General features: G+C 55.2%; 19 protein-coding genes. 11 read left to right on the plus strand and 8 right to left on the minus strand.

The annotated features are described in order from the left end of the window. Positions 1–103: 103 nt before the first annotated feature. The 5 genes from glnQ to rhtA form a co-directional block, all read right to left on the minus strand. Entirely contained in the window at positions 104–826 is a 723-nt protein-coding gene (glnQ, locus tag ACOTZF_RS20705) for a glutamine ABC transporter ATP-binding protein GlnQ (RefSeq protein ID WP_013097465.1), read from the minus strand. Continuing rightward, positions 823–1,482: a glutamine ABC transporter permease GlnP gene (gene glnP, locus ACOTZF_RS20710; RefSeq protein WP_003858462.1), complete on the minus strand. Its 660-nt coding sequence runs from the start codon at positions 1,480–1,482 to the stop codon at positions 823–825. The genes glnQ and glnP overlap by 4 nt, the downstream gene beginning before the upstream one ends. A gap of 93 nt (positions 1,483–1,575) precedes the next feature. Further along, positions 1,576–2,319 carry a glutamine ABC transporter substrate-binding protein GlnH gene (gene glnH, locus ACOTZF_RS20715; protein WP_013097464.1) on the minus strand — a complete coding sequence of 248 codons (744 nt, stop codon included), beginning with the start codon at positions 2,317–2,319 and terminating at the stop codon, positions 1,576–1,578. Between the two features lie 361 nt (positions 2,320–2,680). Beyond that, positions 2,681–3,184 (minus strand): DNA starvation/stationary phase protection protein Dps, encoded by a 504-nt coding sequence (gene dps / locus ACOTZF_RS20720; protein WP_013097463.1) that lies wholly within the window; start codon positions 3,182–3,184, stop codon positions 2,681–2,683. A 299-nt stretch (positions 3,185–3,483) separates the two neighbouring features. Continuing rightward, a complete protein-coding gene (rhtA, locus tag ACOTZF_RS20725) occupies positions 3,484–4,371 on the minus strand; it encodes a threonine/homoserine exporter RhtA (RefSeq protein ID WP_013097462.1) in 888 nt (295 codons plus the stop codon). A gap of 354 nt (positions 4,372–4,725) precedes the next feature. On the opposite strand from rhtA, the gene ompX reads away from it, so the two are divergent. Beyond that, complete coding sequence (gene ompX, locus ACOTZF_RS20730) at positions 4,726–5,244, plus strand: outer membrane protein OmpX (RefSeq protein ID WP_013097460.1); 519 nt, start codon at positions 4,726–4,728, stop codon at positions 5,242–5,244. 529 nt (positions 5,245–5,773) lie between these two features. Here the strand turns inward: ompX and ACOTZF_RS20735 are convergent. Then, positions 5,774–7,357 carry a phosphoethanolamine transferase gene (locus ACOTZF_RS20735; protein WP_129251494.1) on the minus strand — a complete coding sequence of 528 codons (1,584 nt, stop codon included), beginning with the start codon at positions 7,355–7,357 and terminating at the stop codon, positions 5,774–5,776. 283 nt (positions 7,358–7,640) lie between these two features. Continuing rightward, positions 7,641–7,769 (minus strand): manganase accumulation protein MntS, encoded by a 129-nt coding sequence (gene mntS, locus ACOTZF_RS20740; protein WP_013097458.1) that lies wholly within the window; start codon positions 7,767–7,769, stop codon positions 7,641–7,643. A gap of 183 nt (positions 7,770–7,952) precedes the next feature. On the opposite strand from mntS, the gene mntR reads away from it, so the two are divergent. The 9 genes from mntR (at position 7,953) to ACOTZF_RS20785 (ending at position 18,596) form a co-directional block, all read left to right on the plus strand. After that, a complete protein-coding gene (gene mntR, locus ACOTZF_RS20745) occupies positions 7,953–8,426 on the plus strand; it encodes a manganese-binding transcriptional regulator MntR (RefSeq protein WP_013097457.1) in 474 nt (157 codons plus the stop codon). Then, positions 8,423–9,532 carry an anion transporter gene (locus ACOTZF_RS20750; RefSeq protein ID WP_129318123.1) on the plus strand — a complete coding sequence of 370 codons (1,110 nt, stop codon included), beginning with the start codon at positions 8,423–8,425 and terminating at the stop codon, positions 9,530–9,532. Before mntR ends, ACOTZF_RS20750 begins: the two co-directional genes overlap by 4 nt. A 101-nt stretch (positions 9,533–9,633) precedes the next feature. Then, positions 9,634–10,728, plus strand: a complete 1,095-nt coding sequence (locus ACOTZF_RS20755; protein WP_029882857.1) for an HlyD family secretion protein — start codon at positions 9,634–9,636, stop codon at positions 10,726–10,728. Further along, on the plus strand, positions 10,725–12,296 hold the full coding sequence (locus tag ACOTZF_RS20760) for a DHA2 family efflux MFS transporter permease subunit (RefSeq protein ID WP_029882858.1): 1,572 nt from the start codon (positions 10,725–10,727) through the stop codon (positions 12,294–12,296). Before ACOTZF_RS20755 ends, ACOTZF_RS20760 begins: the two co-directional genes overlap by 4 nt. Then, positions 12,296–13,819, plus strand: a complete 1,524-nt coding sequence (locus ACOTZF_RS20765; RefSeq protein ID WP_129251492.1) for an efflux transporter outer membrane subunit — start codon at positions 12,296–12,298, stop codon at positions 13,817–13,819. Before ACOTZF_RS20760 ends, ACOTZF_RS20765 begins: the two co-directional genes overlap by 1 nt. 106 nt (positions 13,820–13,925) lie before the next feature. Further along, positions 13,926–14,966 carry an aldo/keto reductase gene (locus ACOTZF_RS20770; RefSeq protein ID WP_040020693.1) on the plus strand — a complete coding sequence of 347 codons (1,041 nt, stop codon included), beginning with the start codon at positions 13,926–13,928 and terminating at the stop codon, positions 14,964–14,966. A 147-nt stretch (positions 14,967–15,113) separates the two neighbouring features. Next, positions 15,114–16,490, plus strand: a complete 1,377-nt coding sequence (locus ACOTZF_RS20775) for a glycoside hydrolase family 1 protein (protein WP_023622501.1) — start codon at positions 15,114–15,116, stop codon at positions 16,488–16,490. 51 nt (positions 16,491–16,541) lie between these two features. Then, the gene (locus tag ACOTZF_RS20780) at positions 16,542–17,864 is read left to right on the plus strand and encodes a PTS sugar transporter subunit IIC (RefSeq protein ID WP_038984964.1); all 1,323 of its coding nucleotides are present in this window, start codon (positions 16,542–16,544) and stop codon (positions 17,862–17,864) included. 15 nt (positions 17,865–17,879) lie between these two features. Continuing rightward, positions 17,880–18,596: a GntR family transcriptional regulator gene (locus tag ACOTZF_RS20785; RefSeq protein WP_038984962.1), complete on the plus strand. Its 717-nt coding sequence runs from the start codon at positions 17,880–17,882 to the stop codon at positions 18,594–18,596. Positions 18,597–18,639: 43 nt separating this feature from the next. Here ACOTZF_RS20785 and ldtB read toward each other — a convergent pair whose 3' ends face one another. Then, positions 18,640–19,560 (minus strand): L,D-transpeptidase, encoded by a 921-nt coding sequence (gene ldtB, locus ACOTZF_RS20790; RefSeq protein ID WP_020689864.1) that lies wholly within the window; start codon positions 19,558–19,560, stop codon positions 18,640–18,642. 221 nt (positions 19,561–19,781) lie between these two features. Here ldtB and ACOTZF_RS20795 point away from each other — a divergent pair, with 221 nt between their 5' ends. Then, positions 19,782–21,377 carry an ABC-F family ATPase gene (locus tag ACOTZF_RS20795; protein ID WP_013097447.1) on the plus strand — a complete coding sequence of 532 codons (1,596 nt, stop codon included), beginning with the start codon at positions 19,782–19,784 and terminating at the stop codon, positions 21,375–21,377. The last annotated feature ends 45 nt before the right edge of the window (positions 21,378–21,422 follow it).

A 21,422-nucleotide genomic window follows, 5' to 3' on the forward strand; every position in this document is an offset into this window, starting at 1 on the left:
AAAATGATAAGTATAGAGGGCAGGGAGCGAAGGGCGTGTTTTGGGAACAATCTGGCGTAAAAAAGCCGGGCATGCCCGGCTTTGCATTTCAGAGGTCTGGTAATCAGGAGACGTGCTGCAGGAACTCCTGCAAACGCTGGCTTGGCGGGTTTGCAATCAGCGCCTGCGGGTTACCGTCTTCTGCGATACGGCCTTTATCAATGAAGATAAGGCGGGACGCCACTTTCTCAGCGAAGCCGATTTCGTGGGTCACGATCACCATCGTCATGCCTTCTTCGGCCAGATCCTGCATGACTTTCAGCACCTCGTGGCGCAGCTCCGGGTCGAGTGCGGAGGTTGGCTCATCAAACAGCATCATTTTCGGTTTAACCGCCAGCGCGCGGGCGATAGCCACACGCTGCTGTTGTCCACCGGAAAGTTCAGAAGGGTAGTGGTGAGCACGTTCTGCGAGGCCCACTTTCGCCAGCAGATCTTTAGCCAGCGCTTCCGCCGCCGCTTTGTTGGCACCGCGTACGCGCAGCGGGCCAAACATCACGTTTTCCAGCGCCGTCAGGTGCGGGAACAGGTAAAACTGCTGGAACACCATGCCCGCTTCCTGACGAATCAGACGGTCATCCACTTTCGGATCATTCACTTTCAGACCATCGACGATCAGATCGCCACTGGTGATCTCTTCCAGCTTATTGATGCAGCGCAGCAGCGTGGATTTACCGGAGCCAGAGGGCCCGATAATCACAACCACTTCACCCTGTTTGATGCTCAGATCGATATTGTGCAGCACCTGGGTTGGACCAAAGTGCTTGGATACGTTTTTAAATTCAATCACAGGATTTTCATCCTTCTTTCAAGACGACGCAGAACGAAGCTCAGAACCAGAGTGATAATCAGGTAGACAACGGCTACCGCACTCCAGATTTCCAGCGCACGGAAGTTGCCAGCAATGATCTCCTGGCCCTGGCGGGTCAGTTCAGCAACGCCAATAACGATGAACAGCGACGTGTCTTTGATACTGATGATCCACTGGTTGCCCAGCGGCGGCAGCATGCGGCGCAGCGCCAGAGGCAGAATTACGTGACGGATGGTTTCGCGACGCGAAAGACCTAACGCCAGACCCGCTTCACTGAAGCCTTTATGAATCGACAGCACCGCACCGCGCGTAATTTCCGCGATGTAGGCACCTGAGTTGATCATAATGGTCACGACGGCGGCGCTGAACGGGTCGATGCGCAGGTCGGTGAAGGCCATTGGCAGGGCGAAGTAGATGAACATGACCTGTACGACAATAGGCGTGCCGCGGATCACTTCGATGAAAACCAGTGCGATGTGGTTTGCAATCCAGCCACCGTAGGTGCGGGCGAAACCGGCGACAAGACCGATAATCAACCCGCCAACCAGACCGAGGACCGAAATCCACAGGGTCATTTTAGCGCCTTCAAGCAAGAGAGGAATGGCAGGCCAGATGGCGCTCCAGTCAAACTGCATGATGTATTCCTGTATACCGTGGTGAAAAACGAAAAACGTAGGCCCGGTAAGCATGAGCGTCACCGGGCGTTACAAACCTGAATTCAGGTAAAATTATTTAGGCTCGGTACCGAACCATTTTTTGTAGATTTCGTTATACGTGCCGTTCTCTTTCAGGGTTTTCAGCGCACCGTTAACTTTCGTACGCAGGTCGTCGCTGCCTTTCGGGAAGGCAATACCGTACTGCTGTGCTTCCAGAGACTCACCGACCGCTTTGAACTTACCGTTACCTGCGGTTTTGATGAAATAGAGGATGTTAGGCGTATCGTGCAGAACCGCGTCAGCACGGTTGGTGCCAAGTTCCATATAGGCGTTATCGATGTTCGGGAACTGGCGCAGATCTTTGGTTTTGATGTTCGCTTTCGCGTAATCAACGGAGCCGGTGCCGCTCTTCACCGCCACCACTTTACCGTCGAGATCTTTCACGCTTTTAACGTCGTTATTGTCAGCTTTGACCATCACCAGCAGGCCGCTTTTGTAGTAGCCGTCAGAGAAGTCGATCGCTTTTTTACGCTCATCAGTAATGGTGATGCCTGCCAGGGCCAGGTCTACGTTTTTGGTTTGCAGTGCCGGGATGATACCGCTGAAGTCCATTGGCTTCAGGGTGTAATCCAGTTTGAGTTCTTTTGCGATTGCGGCCCACAGATCCACATCAAAACCAACGTATTTATCACCCTGTTTGAATTCAAACGGAACAAACGCCGTGTCGGTGGCTACAACCAGTTTATCGGCGGCCTGAGAAGAGACCGCAAAAGCCAGGGTAAGTGCAGCCAGTGAAACTTTTAATACAGACTTCATAGCATTTCCTTTTATATCCACGGGGCGATCCCCTGCGAGAACGACAGGCACAATGAAAAAATCGTGCCAACTTTACAAGCTGTTGTTTTGCAAAGGGGAGGATGTCATGCATTGCACAATAAACGTGGCAATGATGTCTGATTGCACCAAGGTGGAGCACCGTTTTGGTGCGCGTCGTTTGGCTCAACTGACGGGGAGATATTTAGCGCAAATAATGATGAAAAAACAATCTTCCGTTAACGGTTGTGTGAGGTGATTATTACATTTCTTTCACTTTTGCAGCGTCTCAGTGGAAAAGTGTGCACCATAAATGTGCAAAACCCTCACCGGAGGCGAGGGTTCGATAGAAAATTCTTATGGATTATTCAATGTTAGATTCGATAAACCACAGGAATTGATCCAGGTCGCGAGACGCGGCGGTGAAGATATCCGCAGTATCTTCGTCTTTAGCCTGGCTAATCGCTTTACGCACGTCGTTAGCCACAATCGCATAACGGTCTGCCAGCTCTTTCAGGTGATCCTGAACGGTGTGAATATCCAGCGGATAGCTTTTCAGTGGCGTTTTGCTGTTAATCACCTGCGTGGTACCCAACGCCACACCGCCTAACTGCACGGCGCGTTCGGCCATGGTGTCCAGGTGGGTGACCAGTGCTGTGCGGAAGCCATCCAGCATTTCATGAACGGCAATAAAGTTTGCACCGCGCATATTCCAGTGGGCCTGTTTGGTGATCAGCGAAAGATCGATGAACTGGATCACCTGGCGATTCAGCAACTCAATCGTTGCTTTTTTGTCGCTGTCCGATACATCGTTACGGGTATAAAGCAGATTAGACGCTTTCGTTTTCACCAGTTTAGCGGTACTCATAATCTCATATCCTCTTGATGTTTATGTCCCAGGTAATTACGGAACTAAGTATAGCACCGGATTTTTTCCCTGCGGTTTGGCTGTGCCTATTGGTTTAATAGTAAGAAGGGAGTTGAATTATTAACTGGTTGAATTGTATGGTATTTTTTAAAATTGACACAGATCAATCTTAATTCTCTATTTCCCATTAAGGGCGAGAGAAATATGACTTTTCGATGACGAAGAATGTAAGAAATTATAAATAATACAGAACTGGCCTTTATTCTGCATGGCACCGAGGCCATGCAGAATATACGGTATTAGCGGATGTCCACTTTCTCAACTTTTGGCTCAGGGCGCATGGTGAGCGTTGACCCCATCGACGCCGCAATAATGGAACACAGCGCCAGCGTCTGGGTAAAGGTGAGGGTTTCCCCAAGGAATACCATACCGGAGATGGCGGCCAGTGCAGGCTCCATGCTCATCAGGGTACCGAAGATGCGCGTCGGCAGCCGCGTGAGGGCAATCATCTCCAGTGAATAAGGCAGAGCCGTTGAGAGGATGGCGACAGCAAAACCCACCGGCATTACTGACCACTGCCAGATAGAGTCCGTCGCCTGAGCCATACCCAGCGGAACAAAGATGATGGCGGCAATGAGCGAGCCCAGCGCCACGGTCGCCGGGCCGTGCTCTTCGCCGGCGCGCTGACCCGTGAGGATATACACTGCCCAGCAGGCTCCGGCGCCCAGAGCCAGCGCGGCACCCGTCAGGTCGATTTCAGAGACGCTCTGGCCCAGTGGCAAGAGGAACCACAACCCCAGAACCGCTAGCACCACCCAGATAAAATCGACAGGCCGTCGGGAGGAGAAAAGGGCCACCGCCAGCGGGCCGGTAAATTCCAGCGCGACGGCAATCCCCAGCGGAATGGTCTGGATAGAGAGATAGAACATATAGTTCATGGCCCCCAGCGCCAGCCCGTAGAAGAGCAGCGGGAGGCGCTGCTCTTTTTTGACGCGCAACCGCCAGGGTTTAAAAATGACCACGAGGATCAGGGTACCCAAAGCGATACGCAGGGCAGTGACGCCCGGTGCGCCTACCAGTGGAAAGAGCGATTTCGCGAGGGACGCGCCACTCTGTATAGACAGCATTGCAATCAGAATTACAGCAACCGGCATCCAGACCGATGACGTGCGGGATATCCCTGGCATCCTTTCTCCTGTCAATTTTTGTCAAATAGGGTAAAAGCCGCAGTGTAATTGAAATATGGCGCAACGGTTGAGCTACTGTTGAAAAAAAACCAGGGAAAATCCGTAAAATGGATAAGCGTTGCTGGTTTTATCGCCTGTCAGATTAGGAATAATCTGGATGAATGTAACGGCGTTGACGCGCAGTATGAGTATTTAGCAACAGAAATCCTTTGTGATTTGAACAAGATAACTGATGCTGGAAACGTTCTGTTACAGGAAAGGTCCCGTTAGACATCACGAATCACAAAGAGTTTCGCAAATTTTTTTGATATATTTAAAACTTACGGATTTATTTGAAGCACATTTGAGGTGGTTATGAAAAAAATTGCATGTCTTTCAGCACTGGCCGCTGTACTGGCTGTTTCCGCAGGTACCGCTGTAGCTGCTACTTCCACTGTTACCGGTGGTTACGCTCAGAGCGATATGCAGGGCGTAATGAACAAAGCTAACGGTTTCAACCTGAAGTATCGTTACGAGCAGGATAACAACCCACTGGGCGTGATCGGTTCTTTCACCTACACCGAGAAAGATCGTTCTGAAAACGGCGCATACAACAAAGGCCAGTACTACGGCATCACCGCTGGTCCAGCATACCGTATCAACGACTGGGCAAGCATCTACGGTGTTGTAGGTGTTGGCTACGGTAAATTCCAGCAGACCGAAAACCAGGGTCTGAACCGCACTGCAAGCAACAGCGACTACGGCTTCTCCTATGGCGCGGGTCTGCAGTTCAACCCAATCGAAGACGTTGCTCTGGACTTCTCCTATGAGCAGAGCCGTATCCGCAACGTTGACGTTGGCACCTGGATCGCGGGCGTAGGTTACCGCTTCTAATCACTTCGGTGAGCCAGTAAAAAATCCGCCCATGTGGCGGATTTTTTTTAACCTTTTTTCCCCTCTCCCTGTGGGCTGAGGGTTCCCCAGTCATTCACAAACAGAAGCAATAACGCTGCCTTCAGAATGACTGAGGGCATTCAGCGATGCCCTGGTCCGGCTGTAAATCGCTGAGGCGTTTCCTGCAGGCCGGGGCGTGGCGCATGGATGCGCCGAGAGGACGGCTTTACAGGGACGTTACATCCGCCCGTCCCCGATAAGCCGGAAGGAATAAGCCGAAGGTACCGCGAAGCGGCGATTTACCGCCGGGAGCCCGGGTTGCCAGGGTGGTGGCGATTGAGCCACCCTGGCACGTTCACGGGTCATGTCGTTACAGAGTAGCAAGGAACATAAAGTGAACGGAATGACCACCAGAGCTGTATGTTCCCCCTCACCCCAGCCCTCTCCCCTAAGAGGAGAGGGGGCCGTCCGTAGACGCTTTTTGTGTGGGGAACCCTCTCCCGTGGGTGAGGACATCAGACCGAACAGCTTACTTACTCTTTATATCGAAAATATCCGTACCCAAATGGTTATAGTCAACTTTCTGTAACTTGAAGTTGGTAACGTACACTGGGGGAGCTTTCTTGTTTGAGATAAACGGGTAAGCATTTTTGATCTGCTCTGCTGAAATCCCCGTCCACTGCGAGAAGAACGTCAGGAAATCATTGGCCGAGCGGCGCGCGGTGATAATACGATGCTTCTTGTCATCACTCGACAGCACCATAAACGGTACCTGGAAGTTTTGCTGGAATTTATCGTCGTGCGCCAGATACTGCACCTCTTTACCGCGCTCTTTAAACGCCAGCCCGTGATCCGAGAAATAAACCAACGAGAAACTCTCACCCGTATTACGTAGCTGATCGTACAGCTTGCTGAGCAGTTCGTCGGTTTGCGTCATGGTGTACAGATAGCAAGAGGTCTCTTTAGATTGCACAAACTCGGCGTATTTCCCCTGCGTGCGGTCACAGGCCTGAGGGTGCGAACCCATCAGGTGCAGGACGATCAGCTGTGGCTGCGTGCGCTGCGTGGCAAAAACCTGCGCCGTCATCTTGAGCAATGCTTCGTCTTTGGTATTTTTATCGGCTTCAAAATCACCGTTTTTCAGGAACTGCACTTCATCGGCACGCTTCGCGATGCTGGCAATGGCGGTATCGTATTCGCCAATTTGCCCCTGATTAGAAAACCACCACGTCTGAAAACCGGCACGGTTTGCCAGCGTGACAAAGTTATCCTGATACTGTGGTTTGCCGTCGACAACGCGGTTCAGGGTCAGGCCGAGCGATTTCTGCGTCGAGCCGCTGGCCGCAATATAATCGGTAAACAGGGTACCGTTGACGGCGCTGGCGAACGGCGTGTTATCCCAGTGTCCGCCGAACGCGCCCATCGCATCGCGGCGTGCGCTTTCGCCGATGACGACCACATAGGTATGGTACTTCGGCTTCACCGCCAGCACGTTCCAGGTGTCTTTCATATTGGAGAGCTCAGCCATGCGCGCCTGCTCGTCGAGAACTTCCTGGTTATTGACGACAACGTCTTTTACAAAGCGGAACACCGGATAGCCGGTATCCTTCAGCTTGAACACGCCGCCCCAGGCCAGGTTTTGCACGGGGGTGACAAAGAAGGTCACTACGCTGAATGCCAGACACAGCGTCTCTATTTTTCCCCACGCTTTTTTCTCTTCGGGTTTACGACGCACCGCTATAACGCCAAGCGCAAAAATAAAGAGGCCGACCACGTAGCTGTACCACGGGAAGATCGTCAGGATCTCGGTCGACTCTTCCATGTTGGTCGAGTGCAGCGCCAGCAGGGTATTAAAGTTTGGCGAACCGTAAGCCTGACCAAACGGGAAATAGAGCGCTGCAATCAGGGAGCAGATGCCCACTAACGTTTTTTGCGCGCGCGGCGCGGTACGCCACAGCAAATGCAGAATGCAGGTAAACGCAACGGCATACAGCAGGCTGAAGGGGTAACCCAGCGCAAAGTTAATCAGCAAGGATTGTAAAAAATAGAATGCCGTCCACGGACTTAAGGCCCGACTGCGGGTAACAACGGTGTCTATCAGGGTTAAATTCATAGGTCACTATCATGCATAAAAACGCCATGTGCTCACCCTGGCGTCAAGGGTCATAACCTGCCTGACAGTGCGTGGAGAGGGAATGAGGGTCCGCTTCAGCGAGCCGCAAATTGTGCAGGGCTGCAAGAAGATAGTGCGAGCGCTAAATAATATCAACCGTTGCTAAGCAGATGTTTTGCGAAGAGGATTGCAAATCCGTAAAAAAAACCGGGAATAGGGCGGCCGGAGGCCAGTTTACAGCGGGAATATGACGGCAAAATGAAGCGGCGTACCGCAACGCCGCTTAGTGGGAAGGTTTGTCGTCCTGATGTGGCTTGTTGTTAAACATATCGCACAGCATGTTCAACAGCATTAAGCGCACCCTGAAGGGGGAGTGAGTAAACACGGTCATACACCTCTTGAATTCGTTCATAAGACCTCCTGATTTTTGATCCCTTCGATCCGTGAAGGGTGACTGCATTACATACAGATATAGCACAGGCTATATTGTATAGCTATGGCTATTTCGTTAATTTTTTGTGCTTGTAGAGGTATGGTTTACAATGTGCGCTCTCGATACCGGGCGCTGGAAGCGTCACCCCACTGAGGAAGTACAATGAACCGTCGCGCAGGTAAGCCAACAATCAGAAAAACGACGCAACTGGTGAATGTGGAAGAGCACGTCGAAGGTTTTCGTCAGGTGCGTGAAGCCCACCGACGTGAACTGATTGATGATTATGTTGAGCTGATTTCCGATCTGATTCGCGAGGTCGGGGAAGCACGTCAGGTTGATATGGCGGCCAGGCTGGGGGTTTCGCAGCCAACCGTTGCGAAGATGTTAAAACGTCTGGCCTCCGTCGGCTTAATCGAAATGATCCCGTGGCGCGGCGTCTTTCTGACGCCGGAAGGGGAGAAGCTGGCGCAGGAGAGCCGCGAGCGCCACCAGCTGGTGGAGAACTTTTTGCTGGTGCTGGGCGTAAGCCCGGAGATTGCCCGTCGGGATGCGGAAGGAATGGAACACCATGTCAGCGAAGAGACGCTGGTGAAGTTTCGTGAGTTTACGCTTAAATATGGTTCCTCCGCTGAATGAAAATCCCTGGACTGCAGGCCCTCACGCGCGATCGCTTCTTTCATCTCTTATTGATTATTGGTGCAGGTTTAAGCCTTTTTGTGCCGTTTACGCCCAAGGCCTGGCCTGCGGCGATTGACTGGCGCACCATCATTACGCTAAGCGGGTTAATGATGCTCACCAAAGGGGTGGAGCTGAGCGGCTACTTCGACGTGCTGGGGCGCAAAATGGTGCGCCGGTTTGCTACCGAACGCAGGCTGTCGCTGTTTATGGTATTCTCCGCCGCGGTGCTGTCGACCTTTCTCACCAACGATGTGGCGCTGTTTATCATCGTGCCGCTGACGCTCACCCTGCGTAAGCTGTGCGAGATCCCGGTGAGCCGGCTGATCATCTTTGAAGCGCTGGCCGTCAACGCGGGCTCGCTGTTAACCCCTATTGGCAACCCGCAAAACATTCTGCTCTGGGGACGTTCAGGGTTATCGTTCGCCGCCTTTACCTGGCAGATGGCGCCGCTGGCGCTGGTGATGATGGCGTCGCTGCTGGCGGTCTGCTGGTTTGCCTTCCCGGATAAAAAACTGCAATACCACAGCGGCACAACCGGCCCGCAGTGGCAGCCTCGTCTGGTCTGGAGCTGCCTGGGGCTGTATATCGTCTTTCTGTTTGCGCTGGAGCTGCGGTATGAACTGGCGGGCGTGCTGCTCGTGGCGGCTGGTTTTGTCGTGCTGGCGCGACGCGTGCTGGTGAGCGTGGACTGGACGCTGTTGCTGGTCTTTATGGTGATGTTCATCGACGTGCATCTGCTTATCCAGCTCCCGGTGCTGCAACACGTGCTGCACAGCGTCAGCGGTCTGTCGCAACCGGGGCTGTGGCTGACGGCGATTGGCCTCTCGCAGGTCATCAGCAACGTGCCTTCTACCATTTTACTGCTCAACTATGTTCCGCCGGACTCGCTTCTGGCCTGGGCGGTTAACATCGGCGGGTTTGGTCTGCTGCCCGGCTCGCTGGCCAACCTGATTGCCCTGCGGATGGCGAACGATCGCCGCATCTGGTGGCGCTTCCATCTCTGGTCGATCCCCATGCTGCTCTGGGCTGCGGCGATCGGTTTCGGATTATTCCTTCTCATATAGTGCGCAATTTGTCAGTTTTTCCTGGCAAACGTATAGCAACGTCCTAGCTTTAGTGAACGGCATAGTGTGATGCCGCTCACTGACAGGACCGTTGCTGAACTATGGCTGAAGAACAAAACCCGCCTGCTGACGAGCAGGACAAAAACAATAATGAGCGTAAGCGTCCGGGCAAAAAACCGTTAATTATCCTCGGCATTGTCGTGGTGGTGATGGTCATCGTGGCGCTGGTCTGGTGGTTTTTAACCCGTAACGAAGAGACAACTGACGACGCCTTTACCGACGGCGATGTGGTGACGATTGCCCCTAAAACGGCGGGTTATGTCACGGCGCTACATGTGCGTGATAACCAGCGCGTGAAAAAGGGCGATCTGCTGGTGGTTATCGATCCGCGTGATACCACCGCCCAGCGCGATCAGGCTCAGGCCCAGCTTGGCCTGGCTATTGCGCAGCTGCATCAGGCCCAGGCACAGCTGGCGCTCTCGAAAGTGCAATACCCCGCCCAGCGCGACGAAGCCAAAGCGCAGGTGCTGAAAGCGCAGGCAGACCTCGCCAACGCGCAGGCGGAGTATCGCCGCCAGCGCGGGGTCGATCCGCGTGCCACCACCCAACAAAGCATTGATTCCGCCAACGCCCAGCTGCGTAGTGCACAGGCCGCTCTGGCAAGTGCGCAGGCCCAGCTGGAAGTGGCGGAGCAGGTACAGCTGCAGATCCGCCAGCAGGAGACCAACGTCGAAGCGCGTGAGCGCCAGGTCGATCAGGCTAAAGCGCAGCTGGAAACCGCTAACCTCAACCTCTCTTACACTGAAGTTCGCGCCCCGTTCGACGGGTTTGTCACTAAGCGCAACGTGCAGCCGGGTACGCTGGTACAGGCGGGCACGGCGCTGTTCTCGCTGGTCTCACCCAACGTCTGGGTGGTGGCCAACTTTAAAGAGTCTCAGCTTGAGCGCATGAAGCCAGGCGATAAGGTGGAGGTTTCCGTCGATGCCTGGCCAGATATGGCGCTTGAAGGCCATGTCGACAGTATCCAGCAGGGCAGCGGCTCGCGTTTCTCGGCGTTCCCGTCGGAAAACGCCACCGGCAACTTTGTTAAAATTGTCCAGCGCGTGCCGGTGAAAATTGTGATTGATAAAGGGCTGGATCCGAACAAACCGCTGCCGCTGGGGCTGTCGGTAGAACCGAAGGTCACCGTGGAATGACGGATCACAGCCACGACAACTGGAAGCCCGCCAGCAATCCGTGGGCGGTGGCGATTGTCGTTACGCTGGCGGTGTTTATGGAGATCCTCGACACCACCATCGTCAACGTGGCGCTGCCGCACGTGGCGGGCTCGCTCTCGTCCAGCTATGACGAGTCCACCTGGGTATTAACCAGCTACCTGGTGGCTAACGGCATCGTCCTGCCCATCTCGGCGTTTCTCAGCCGGGTGTTTGGCCGCAAGCAGTTCTTCCTGATTTGCATCGTGATGTTCACCGTCTGCTCGTTCCTGTGCGGGATCGCCACCGAGCTGTGGCAAATCATCTTGTTCCGTGTGATGCAGGGCTTTTTTGGTGGCGGCCTGCAGCCCACGCAGCAGTCGGTGCTGCTTGACTACTTTAAACCGGAAGACAGGGGTAAAGCGTTTGGTCTCTCCTCCATCGCCATTATCGTTGCGCCGGTACTCGGCCCGACGCTCGGGGGCTGGATCACCGACAACTACTCCTGGCGCTGGGTGTTCTTTATCAACATCCCGGTGGGGATAGTGACGGTGCTGGCGATCTACCAGCTGCTGGAAGATCCACCCTGGGAGAGTAAAGCCAAAGAGAAGCTGACTATCGACTGGACGGGGATCGGCCTGATCGCGCTTGGCCTCGGCTGTCTGCAGGTGATGCTGGACCGGGGCGAGGATGATGACTGGTTCTACTCGAACTTTATTCGCACCTTTGCGGTGTTAACGCTGGTCGGCATCATTGGCGCCATTTACTGGCTGATGTATGCCAAAAAACCGGTTGTTGATCTGCACTGTATGAAGGACCGCAACTTTACCATCTCCAGCCTGCTGATGGCGGGGATGGCGATGATCCTTTACGGCAGCTCGGTGGTGATCCCGCAGCTGGCGCAGCAGGATCTGGGCTATACCGCCACCTGGTCCGGGCTGGTGCTGTCGCCCGGCGCAGTATTGATTGTATTGACCATCCCGCTGGTCCTGAAGCTGATGCCGGTGGTGCAGACGCGCTGGATCATCGCCTTTGGCTTTACCTGTCTGGCAGTGTCGTTCTTCTGGTCGCGCACGCTCACCCCGGATATCGACTTCGAAACGCTGGTGCTGTTCCGCAGCGCCCAGTCGATTGGGCTGGGGTTCCTGTTTGTCCCGCTGACCACCATTGCGTTTATTTCTATCCCGAGGCGGCTGAACGCGGATGCCGCAGCGCTGTTCACCATGTTCCGTAACGTTGCGGGCTCGATTGGCATATCGCTTTCCACGGCGGCCATCACCGAGCGCTCGCAGGCCCACAGCGCGCACCTTGCGTACCACGCCTCGCCGTTTAACGAGCAGTTCCAGCAGGCGATCCGCGAAAGCGCGCAGGCGATCCAGAACTTTACCACTCAGGTCGGCGACCCGACCGGCATTGCCACCGGGCGCATGTACCAGACCATGATTGAGCAGTCGCGCTTCCTGGCCTATATCGACGTATTCACCATTCTGAGCGTGGTGGCGCTGGTCCTGATTCCGTTTTGTTTGTTGCTCTCGCCGGTTAAGAGCGAGGGGAGTGCAGGAGCACATTGATGATACACAGACGTTTACACCCCCTGATGATAATGATGCTGCTGGCAGGTTGCGCCGTGGGGCCGGATTACCAGCCGCCTGCACCGCCTGCCGTCACGCACTGGAACGATAAAGGCGACAGCACGGTGAAATCACAAACCACCTCCGCTGCGACTAACCCGCGCTGGTGGAAAACGTTCGGCTCGCCGCAGCTCGACAGCCTGATTGAACGCGCCATCGCCGGGAATTTGTCCCTGCAACAAACGGTGCTGCGCATCGCTGGTGCGCGCGAACAGATTAACCAGGCGGGCGGGGCGTTTTATCCGTCGGTCAACGGCAATCTGCAGGCGACGCGCCAGCAGCTCGGCCTGGAAGGTGAGTTGAAGTCTCATGGGGTCTACGACCAGCTTGATAACGTCGATCCGGAACTCAGGGGTGCGTTAGGACCGCTGACGCAGCCGATCAACCTCTACCAGGGCAGCTTCGACGCCCAGTGGGAGATTGATCTCTGGGGCAAAGTTCGCCGTCAGGTTGAAGCTGCTGAAGCGCAGCAGAAAGCCGCTATTGAGCAGCGTAACGACGCGCTGGTCTCCCTTGAAGCCGAAGTGGCGCGCGCCTGGCTCCAGCTGCGCGGGGCGCAGAGCATTATTGCCACGCTGAACACCCAGATTAAAAGTGCGCAGCAAACGCTGGATCTGACCGAAAGTCGCCAGCGGGGCGGGCTGTCTCCGCAGATGGACGTAGAAAATGCGCGGGCGCAACTGGGCAACCTTGAAGCACAACTGCCGCAATATCAGGCGCAGGAGCGGCAGGCGATGAACGGCCTGGCGATCCTGCTCGGCAAGCCGCCGGGGGCGTTGGATGCGGAACTGCAGTCCGCCCAGCCGATGCCTGCGCTGCCGGATATCGTGCAAACGGGTATTCCATCCACGCTGGCGCGACGTCGTCCGGACGTGCGAGAAGCGGAAGCGACTCTCCATGCCGCCACAGCGCAAATTGGCGTGTCGGTGGCCGAGCTGTTCCCGAGCTTTACTCTTTCCGGGCAGTTTGGCCTGCGCAACAGTGAATCCAACTGGCTCACCGACTGGAGCAGCCACTTCTACAGTTTTGGTCCGCAGGTCTCCATTCCCATCTTCCAGGGCGGAAGACTGGTCTCCAGCGTGAAAGTGGCGCGTGCGCAACAGGGGGCGGCGGTGCTGGATTATCGCCAGACGGTACTGACCGCGCTGGGGGATGTTGAGAATGCGCTGGTGAGTTACCGCACCGATCAGCAGCGTGAAGCGGGTCTGGCAAAAACCATCGATGCGCTGCAAAACGCCTTCGATCTGGCCAGCGACAGCTACCGGCAGGGGATTGCCAGCTTTATCGACGTGCTCGACGCCCAACGGCAGCTGGCACAGGCCGAGCAGCAACGTGCCCAGGCGCAGGTGCAAAGCGCGCTCGATCTGGTGGCGCTCTATAAGGCGCTGGGCGGCGGCTGGGAGCCCTATCAGCAGGTGCAGTTACCGGATTACGCCGTCTTTGGCGATGCCCCGCGCGGATAATATTCAGAGAATTGGGCAAGAAACGGACAGGAACGCCACATTCGCGTTGGCCAGGGGGCGGGTATAACTATCAGGCACCCATCAAACGACATGTGAGGACTATCTTATGCGTTATCAAAAACTGGGCAATACCGGTCTGTTTGTTTCTGAACTGTGCCTTGGCACCATGACCTTCGGCGGTGAAGGTGGCATGTGGGGCAAGATTGGCCAGCTGCAGCAGAGTGAAGCCGAGCAGCTGGTGGGCCGTGCGCTGGATGCCGGGATCAACTTCATCGACACCGCGAACGTCTATTCCGAAGGCCGCTCGGAGGAGATCACCGGCCAGGCACTCAAGAACCTGAAAATTCCGCGCGAAAACGTGGTGGTTGCCACCAAAGTGTTTGGCGAAACGGGCACGGCGGGGGTGAACTCACGCGGCAGCTCACGCTATCACATTATCAGCAGCGTGAAAGAGAGCCTGCGCCGTATGCAGCTCGACCATATCGATCTCTACCAGCTTCACGGTTTCGACCCCGCAACGCCGATGGAAGAGATGCTTTATGCCCTGGATAACCTGGTGCAGCACGGCCACGTGCGCTACATCGGTGTCTCTAACTGGGCCGCGTGGCAGATCGCCAAAGCGCTGGGCATTTCCGAGCGACTGGGTCTGGCCCGTTTCGCGTCGCTGCAGGCCTATTACACCATCGCCGGACGTGATCTGGAGCGCGAACTGGTGCCAATGATGCAGAGCGAAGGCGTCGGGCTGATGGTCTGGAGCCCGCTGGCGGGTGGCCTGCTGAGCGGGAAATATGGCCGCGACGGGCAGAGTGAAGCCGGTGGCCGTCGTCTGGAGTTTGACTTCCCGCCGGTGGAAAAAGAGCGCGCCTTCGACTGTGTGGATGTGATGCGTACTATTGCCGAAAGCAAAGGCGTCTCCGTCGCGCAAATCGCCCTGGCGTGGCTGCTGCATCAGAAGGTGGTGACCAGCGTCATTATTGGTGCCAAACGCGTCGATCAACTGGATGACAACATCGCCGCAACGGGGATCCGTTTAAGTGAAGACGAGCTGAAACAGCTTGATGCCGTCAGCGCACTGCCGCGCGAATATCCGGGCTGGATGCTGGAGCGGCAGGGGGAATATCGTCGTAATCAGCTCGCACAGCAATAACCCTCCTTTCCCCGGTGGCGCACCGCTCACCGGGGCTTTTTTTCCCGCTCTGCTCACAAAATTCGATCCTCCTCTTTGATCGCTTTTACATCTTCGCCTATATGACTAGTCATGAAATTTAAATGACTAGTCATATAGGGAGAGACCATGAATCAATCACTGCCAGCCAACTTTTTATGGGGCAACTCGGTATCCAGCATGCAGACGGAAGGGGCATGGAATGAGGGCGGGAAGGGGATGTCGGTGTACGACATTCGCGAAGCGGGGGAAAACATCTCCGACTGGAAAGTGGCGACCGATTCCTACCACCGCTACCGGGAAGATTTCGACCTGATGCAGGATCTGGGCATGAACTGCTACCGCTTTCAAATCTCCTGGAGCCGGGTCTGTCCGCAGGGCGACGGCGAGTTCAACGATGAGGGCATCGCCTTTTACGACCGCTTTATTAACGATCTCATCGCCCGCGGTATCGAGCCGATGATCTGCCTCTATCACTTCGATATGCCGCTGGCGCTGGCGCAGGAGTACAACGGCTTTAACGATCGTCGCGTCATGGATGCCTTTATCCGCTATGGCAAAAAGATGATCGACTGCTTCGGCGACCGTGTGAAGTACTGGCTGACCTTCAACGAACAGAACATCTTCCATATGCCGGAAGCGTTTCGTATTTCCGGCTACATGAAAGGTGAGAAAACCCTGCGCGAGCTCTACGAGTTGCAGCATCACACCATGGTGGCGCACATGACGCTGACCGAATACCTGCACCAGACAAAACCGGGTCAGCTGATGGGCGGTATGCTGGCGCACCAGCTGGTTTACCCGGCCACCTGCAAACCGCGCGATATCTTCTGCGCCCAGCAGTACGACGAATTCCTCAACCAGAACCTGCTGCGCGTCTTTGCTGGTCAGGGCTATAGCCCGGCGGTGATGGCGGTGGTGGAGCAGGAAGGGTTTGGCGATATCTACCGTGCCGAGGATCTGGCGCTGTTCGCAAGAACCCAAAACGACTTTATGGCCTTCAGCTACTACGCCAGTAAAACGCTGGACAGCGATGCCATTCCGCAGGGAACCCCGGTGAACAATTACCTGCTGTACGGCGATAAAAATAACCCGTACCTGAAAGCCACCGAATGGAACTGGCAGATCGATCCGCTCGGTTTTCGCACCATCATCACCCGCTACGCCAACGACTGGCGCATGCCGGTGTTCCCGATTGAAAACGGCATTGGCGTGATTGAATCCTGGGATGGCGTGAACCCGATTGAGGATACCTACCGCATCGACTATCACCGGGCGCATATCGAGGCGATGAAAGCCGCCATGTTCGAGGATGGCGCTGAGGTGATGGGGTATCTCGGCTGGGGTCTGATCGACATTCTGAGCTCCCAGGGTGACATGCGTAAGCGCTACGGCGTGGTCTACGTCAACCGTGAAAACCACGACCTTAAAGACCTGAAACGCGTGCCGAAGAAGAGCTACGCGTGGTTAAAACAGGTTATCCATACCAACGGACGCGAGATGTAAGCCGTACGCTGCCGGGCCGTTTTTGTGACTGATTGATGGGAACTATCCGCTATGTCTGAAACAAAAATCACACCGCATATGCAGTCCTTTGTCGATAAATTTGTTGAGTTCTCGGCGCGCCTGGCAAACCAGGTGCATCTTCGCTCCCTGCGCGATGCCTTCGCCACGGTGATGCCGATTTTCATCCTCGCCGGACTGGCGGTGCTGGTGAACAATGTGGTGTTTCCTTGGATTTTTGACGGCGATACGCTCACGCACTTCAAGGTATGGGGCGAGGCGATCATCAATGGTACGCTGAATATCGCCGCGCTGCTGCTGGCGCCGATGATTGCCTGGTCGCTGGCGCGCAACAAGGATTTCGACAATCCGGTCTCGGCAGTGGTTATCGCTGTCAGCAGCTTTATTATCATGATGCCGATGCGTCTGCAGCTCATGCCCGTCGGCAGCGACACCACGGTGAATGTCACCCAGGTGCTGACCTTCGCCAACATTGGTTCGACCGGGATTTTCGCCGGGGTGCTGATTGGCTTGCTCTCGACGGAGCTGTTTATCGCCATCTCGCGGCTTAAGGCGCTGCAAATATCACTGGGGGAAAACGTGCCGCCGGCGGTCAGTAAATCGTTTACCGCCCTGATCCCGACCATCCTGACGCTCTCACTGTTTGCCGTTCTGGCCGCGCTGCTGGCGAACGTATTGCATACGGATCTGATTCACCTGATCACCACCTTTATCCAGCAGCCGCTGCGGCTCATCAATACCAGCCTGCCGGGGACGATTTTTATCTACAGCTTTGGTAACTTCCTCTTCACGCTGGGTATTCATCAGTCGGTAGTCAACAGCGTGGTGCTGGAGCCGTTCCTGTTGATTAATACCAATGAGAACATGCTGGCCTTTGCCAACGGCCAGCCGATCCCGCATATCATCAACAACATCTTCGTGCCGACCTTTGGCATGGTGGGCGGTACCGGTAGCACCATTTCACTGCTGATCGCCATTTTTATCTTCTCGCGGCAACAATCGGCGAAACAGGTGGCACGTCTGTCGCTGGCGCCGGGTCTGTTCAACATCAACGAGCCGGTGATTTTCGGCCTGCCGATTGTGTTTAACCTGCCTTTAATGATCCCGTTTGTCCTGTTGCCCGCCATTGGCATTTACTTCGCCTGGCTCTGCACCACGCTGGGATTAATGTCGCGCTGCGTGGTGATGATCCCGTGGACCACGCCGCCAATTCTGAGCGCCTGGCTGGCAACCGCGGGGGACTGGCGGGCGGTGGTGGTGCAGTTGGCAATCATCGTATTTGGTGTATTCTTCTACCTGCCTTTCCTCAAAATTGCCGAGCGAGTGGCGTTGAAAAACAGCGGGATAGAACATTAAACAGAAGGAAGGACGATGGCGGCGAAGTACATCACCATATCGCGTGAAATCAAAAAACGCATCATCAGCCAGCAGTATGCCGCCAATGAACCGCTGCCGGACCAGTTTGCGCTGGCGGCGGAGTTCAATACCAGCCGGATGACCATTCAGCAGGCCATGCGTCAGCTGATCGTTGAAGGGCTGGTATATACCCGTCAGGGGCAGGGGACGTTCATCCGCAAAAACTTCCTTCAGTTGTCGCAGTGGGATCTCTCCGGCAGCGACTACTTTGGCGCGACCAAAACCTGGGAGCATCTGGGCACGGTAACGAGCCAGGTGGTGCATTTTGAACTGCGCTTCCCGAACGAAAAAGAGCAGGCCTCGCTGATGATCAATGCCGATACGCCGGTCTATGACTTCATTCGTCTGCGTTTGCTTAATGGTGAGCCCATGTCGCTGGACGCGACCGTAATGCCGCTCAACCTGGTGCCCGGCCTGAACAAAAGCCATCTTGAAAGCTCAGTGTTTCGCTATGTGCAGGAGACGCTGGGGCTGAAAATCATGGGATCGTACCGCGTGGTGCGGGCGCTAAAGCCGAATGCGCTGGATATGCAGCATCTGGTCTGCGAGGAGAGCGACCCGGTGCTGGAGGTGGAGCAGGTGATTTATCTGGAAGATGGCACGCCGCTGGAGTATGCGCACTGTCATTATCGTTACGACCACGGCGGGATTGTGATTGTGAATAACGGATAAAAAAAAGCGGGCATCGAAGCCCGCTTTTTTCGCTGTATCGCGATTAGTTCAAACGCACCGGCATACCGGAACGGTTCTGCACAGCCTGGTCAACGATAGTCGTTTCCACATCCGGCTGAGAGGTCACGGACTGCACCGCGCTGGTCAGCGTAATCGGCACGATTTCGTTATTGTTGATCTGGTCTTCGCTGGTGGACAGCGGGTTGTGCACTTCAATGTAACGGCTGCCATCCGGCTCAGAGGTCGCTTTAACCGGTTCGTTGATGAACTGGACGCGGGTACCTACCGGCACGTTTTCGAACAGGAATTTGATGTCGTCGTTACGCAGACGCACGCAGCCGTGGCTTACGCGCAGGCCGATACCGAAGTTAGCGTTGGTACCGTGGATGGCGTACAGGCGGCCGATGTACAGGGCGTACAGACCCATTGGGTTATCCGGGCCTGCCGGAACCACGGCTGGCAGCGGTTCACCTGCCGCGATGTATTCCGCGTGCATTTTCGCCGTTGGGGTCCAGGTTGGGCCTGCTTTCTTACGTTCAACTTTGGTGGTCCAGTTCAGCGGGGTATCTTTACCCAGCTGACCGATACCGATTGGCAGCACGATTACCGTGTTAGTGCCTTTCGGGTAGTAATACAGACGCATCTCCGCGCTGTTAATCACGATACCTTCATGAACGGTATCCGGCAGGATCAGCTGCTGAGGGATGTTGAGAACGGTACCTGCTTTTGGCAGGTATGGGTCAACGCCCGGGTTCGCTTCCAGCATGTTAGACAGGCCCAGCTGGTACTGAGCTGCAAAATACTCCAGCGGCTGAGTGTTACCCTCAGGCACCGTCACCACCTGGTTTTGACCCACCAGACGGCTACCGTCTGTCGGCAGCGGATAAGTCACCGCAGAAGCGGTTTTGCAAAAACCTACTACGGCTAACGCCGCCGCAAAAAGCGTTGTTAATTTCATGTTCATGTTGTGCGAGGTATCTAAGCCATTCAGGCGTGAGTTGATAAGTCTGAATCTGTGATGGGAGCGCATTATATGTGCATTCCCGCTAACAGGGAATTCAGATGTGTACGAAATCACATTTTTTTCGATTTTGTCAAAGTTTAGCGGAGCGTCGCAACACAGGATCTCAATTCGGAATTGTGGCATAATGCCGTGTTTATCACACTTTTCGCAGGAATCTCCCCGTGTTAGTTACCAGCAACGTCACTATGCAGTTTGGCAGTAAGCCGCTGTTCGAAAACATTTCCGTCAAATTTGGCGGCGGCAACCGTTACGGCCTGATTGGTGCCAACGGTAGCGGTAAATCCACCTTTATGAAGATCCTCGGCGGTGACCTGGAGCCGACGCTCGGAAACGTGTCGCTCGATCCCAACGAGCGCATCGGTAAACTGCGTCAGGATCAGTTCGCCTTTGAAGAGTTCACCGTGCTCGACACCGTGATCATGGGGCACGCGGAGCTGTGGGAAGTGAAGCAGGAGCGCGACCGTATCTACGCGCTGGCCGAAATGAGCGAAGAAGATGGCTACAAAGTGGCCGATCTGGAGACGCAATACGGCGAAATGGACGGTTATTCTGCAGAAGCGCGTGCGGGCGAGCTGCTGCTGGGCGTAGGCATTCCGGTCGAACAGCATTACGGCCCGATGAGCGAAGTGGCACCCGGCTGGAAGCTGCGTGTGCTGCTGGCGCAGGCGCTGTTCTCTAACCCGGACATTCTGCTGCTCGATGAACCGACGAACAACCTGGACATCGACACCATCCGCTGGCTGGAGCAGACGCTCAACGACCGTGACAGCACCATGATCATCATCTCGCACGACCGTCACTTCCTGAACATGGTGTGTACGCACATGGCGGATCTGGATTACGGTGAGCTGCGTGTTTACCCGGGCAACTACGACGAATACATGACGGCGGCCACCCAGGCGCGTGAACGTCTGCTGGCGGATAACGCCAAGAAGAAAGCGCAGATTGCGGACCTGCAATCCTTCGTCAGCCGCTTTAGCGCCAACGCCTCTAAATCCCGTCAGGCAACATCGCGTGCCCGCCAGATTGACAAAATCAAACTGGAAGAGGTTAAAGCTTCCAGCCGTCAGAACCCGTTCATCCGTTTCGAGCAGGACAAGAAACTGTTCCGTAACGCGCTGGAAGTGGAAGCCCTTACCAAAGGTTTTGATGAAGGCCCGCTGTTTAAAAACTTCAACCTGCTGCTGGAAGTGGGCGAGAAGATCGCCATTCTGGGTGCCAACGGCGTGGGTAAATCCACCATGCTGAAAACCCTGGTCGGCGAACTGCAGCCGGACAACGGGAGCGTGAAATGGTCCGAAAACGCGCAAATTGGTTATTACGCGCAGGATCATGAGTATGAATTTGAAAACGACCTGACCGTCTTCGACTGGATGAGCCAGTGGAAGCAGGAAGGGGACGATGAGCAGGCGGTGCGCAGTATTCTGGGGCGTCTGCTGTTCAGCCAGGACGACATCAAGAAGCCTGCCAAAGTGCTCTCCGGTGGAGAGAAGGGCCGTATGCTGTTCGGCAAGCTGATGATGGAAAAACCGAACATTCTGGTGATGGACGAACCGACCAACCACCTGGATATGGAATCTATTGAATCGCTGAACATGGCGCTGGAGATGTATCAGGGCACCCTGATCTTCGTTTCTCACGACCGTGAGTTCGTCAGCTCGCTGGCAACCCGCGTGATTGAAATTACGCCAGAGCGCGTGGTGGACTTCACCGGTAACTATGAAGATTATCTGCGCAGCAAAGGTATCGAGAACTAAAAAAAAAAGCCGGGTGGCGGCTTCGCCTTACCCGGCCTACGTTCT

This window comes from Enterobacter cloacae complex sp. SHL021 (genome assembly GCF_049237765.1).
In the GTDB taxonomy this organism is placed as follows: domain Bacteria; phylum Pseudomonadota; class Gammaproteobacteria; order Enterobacterales; family Enterobacteriaceae; genus Enterobacter; species Enterobacter cloacae.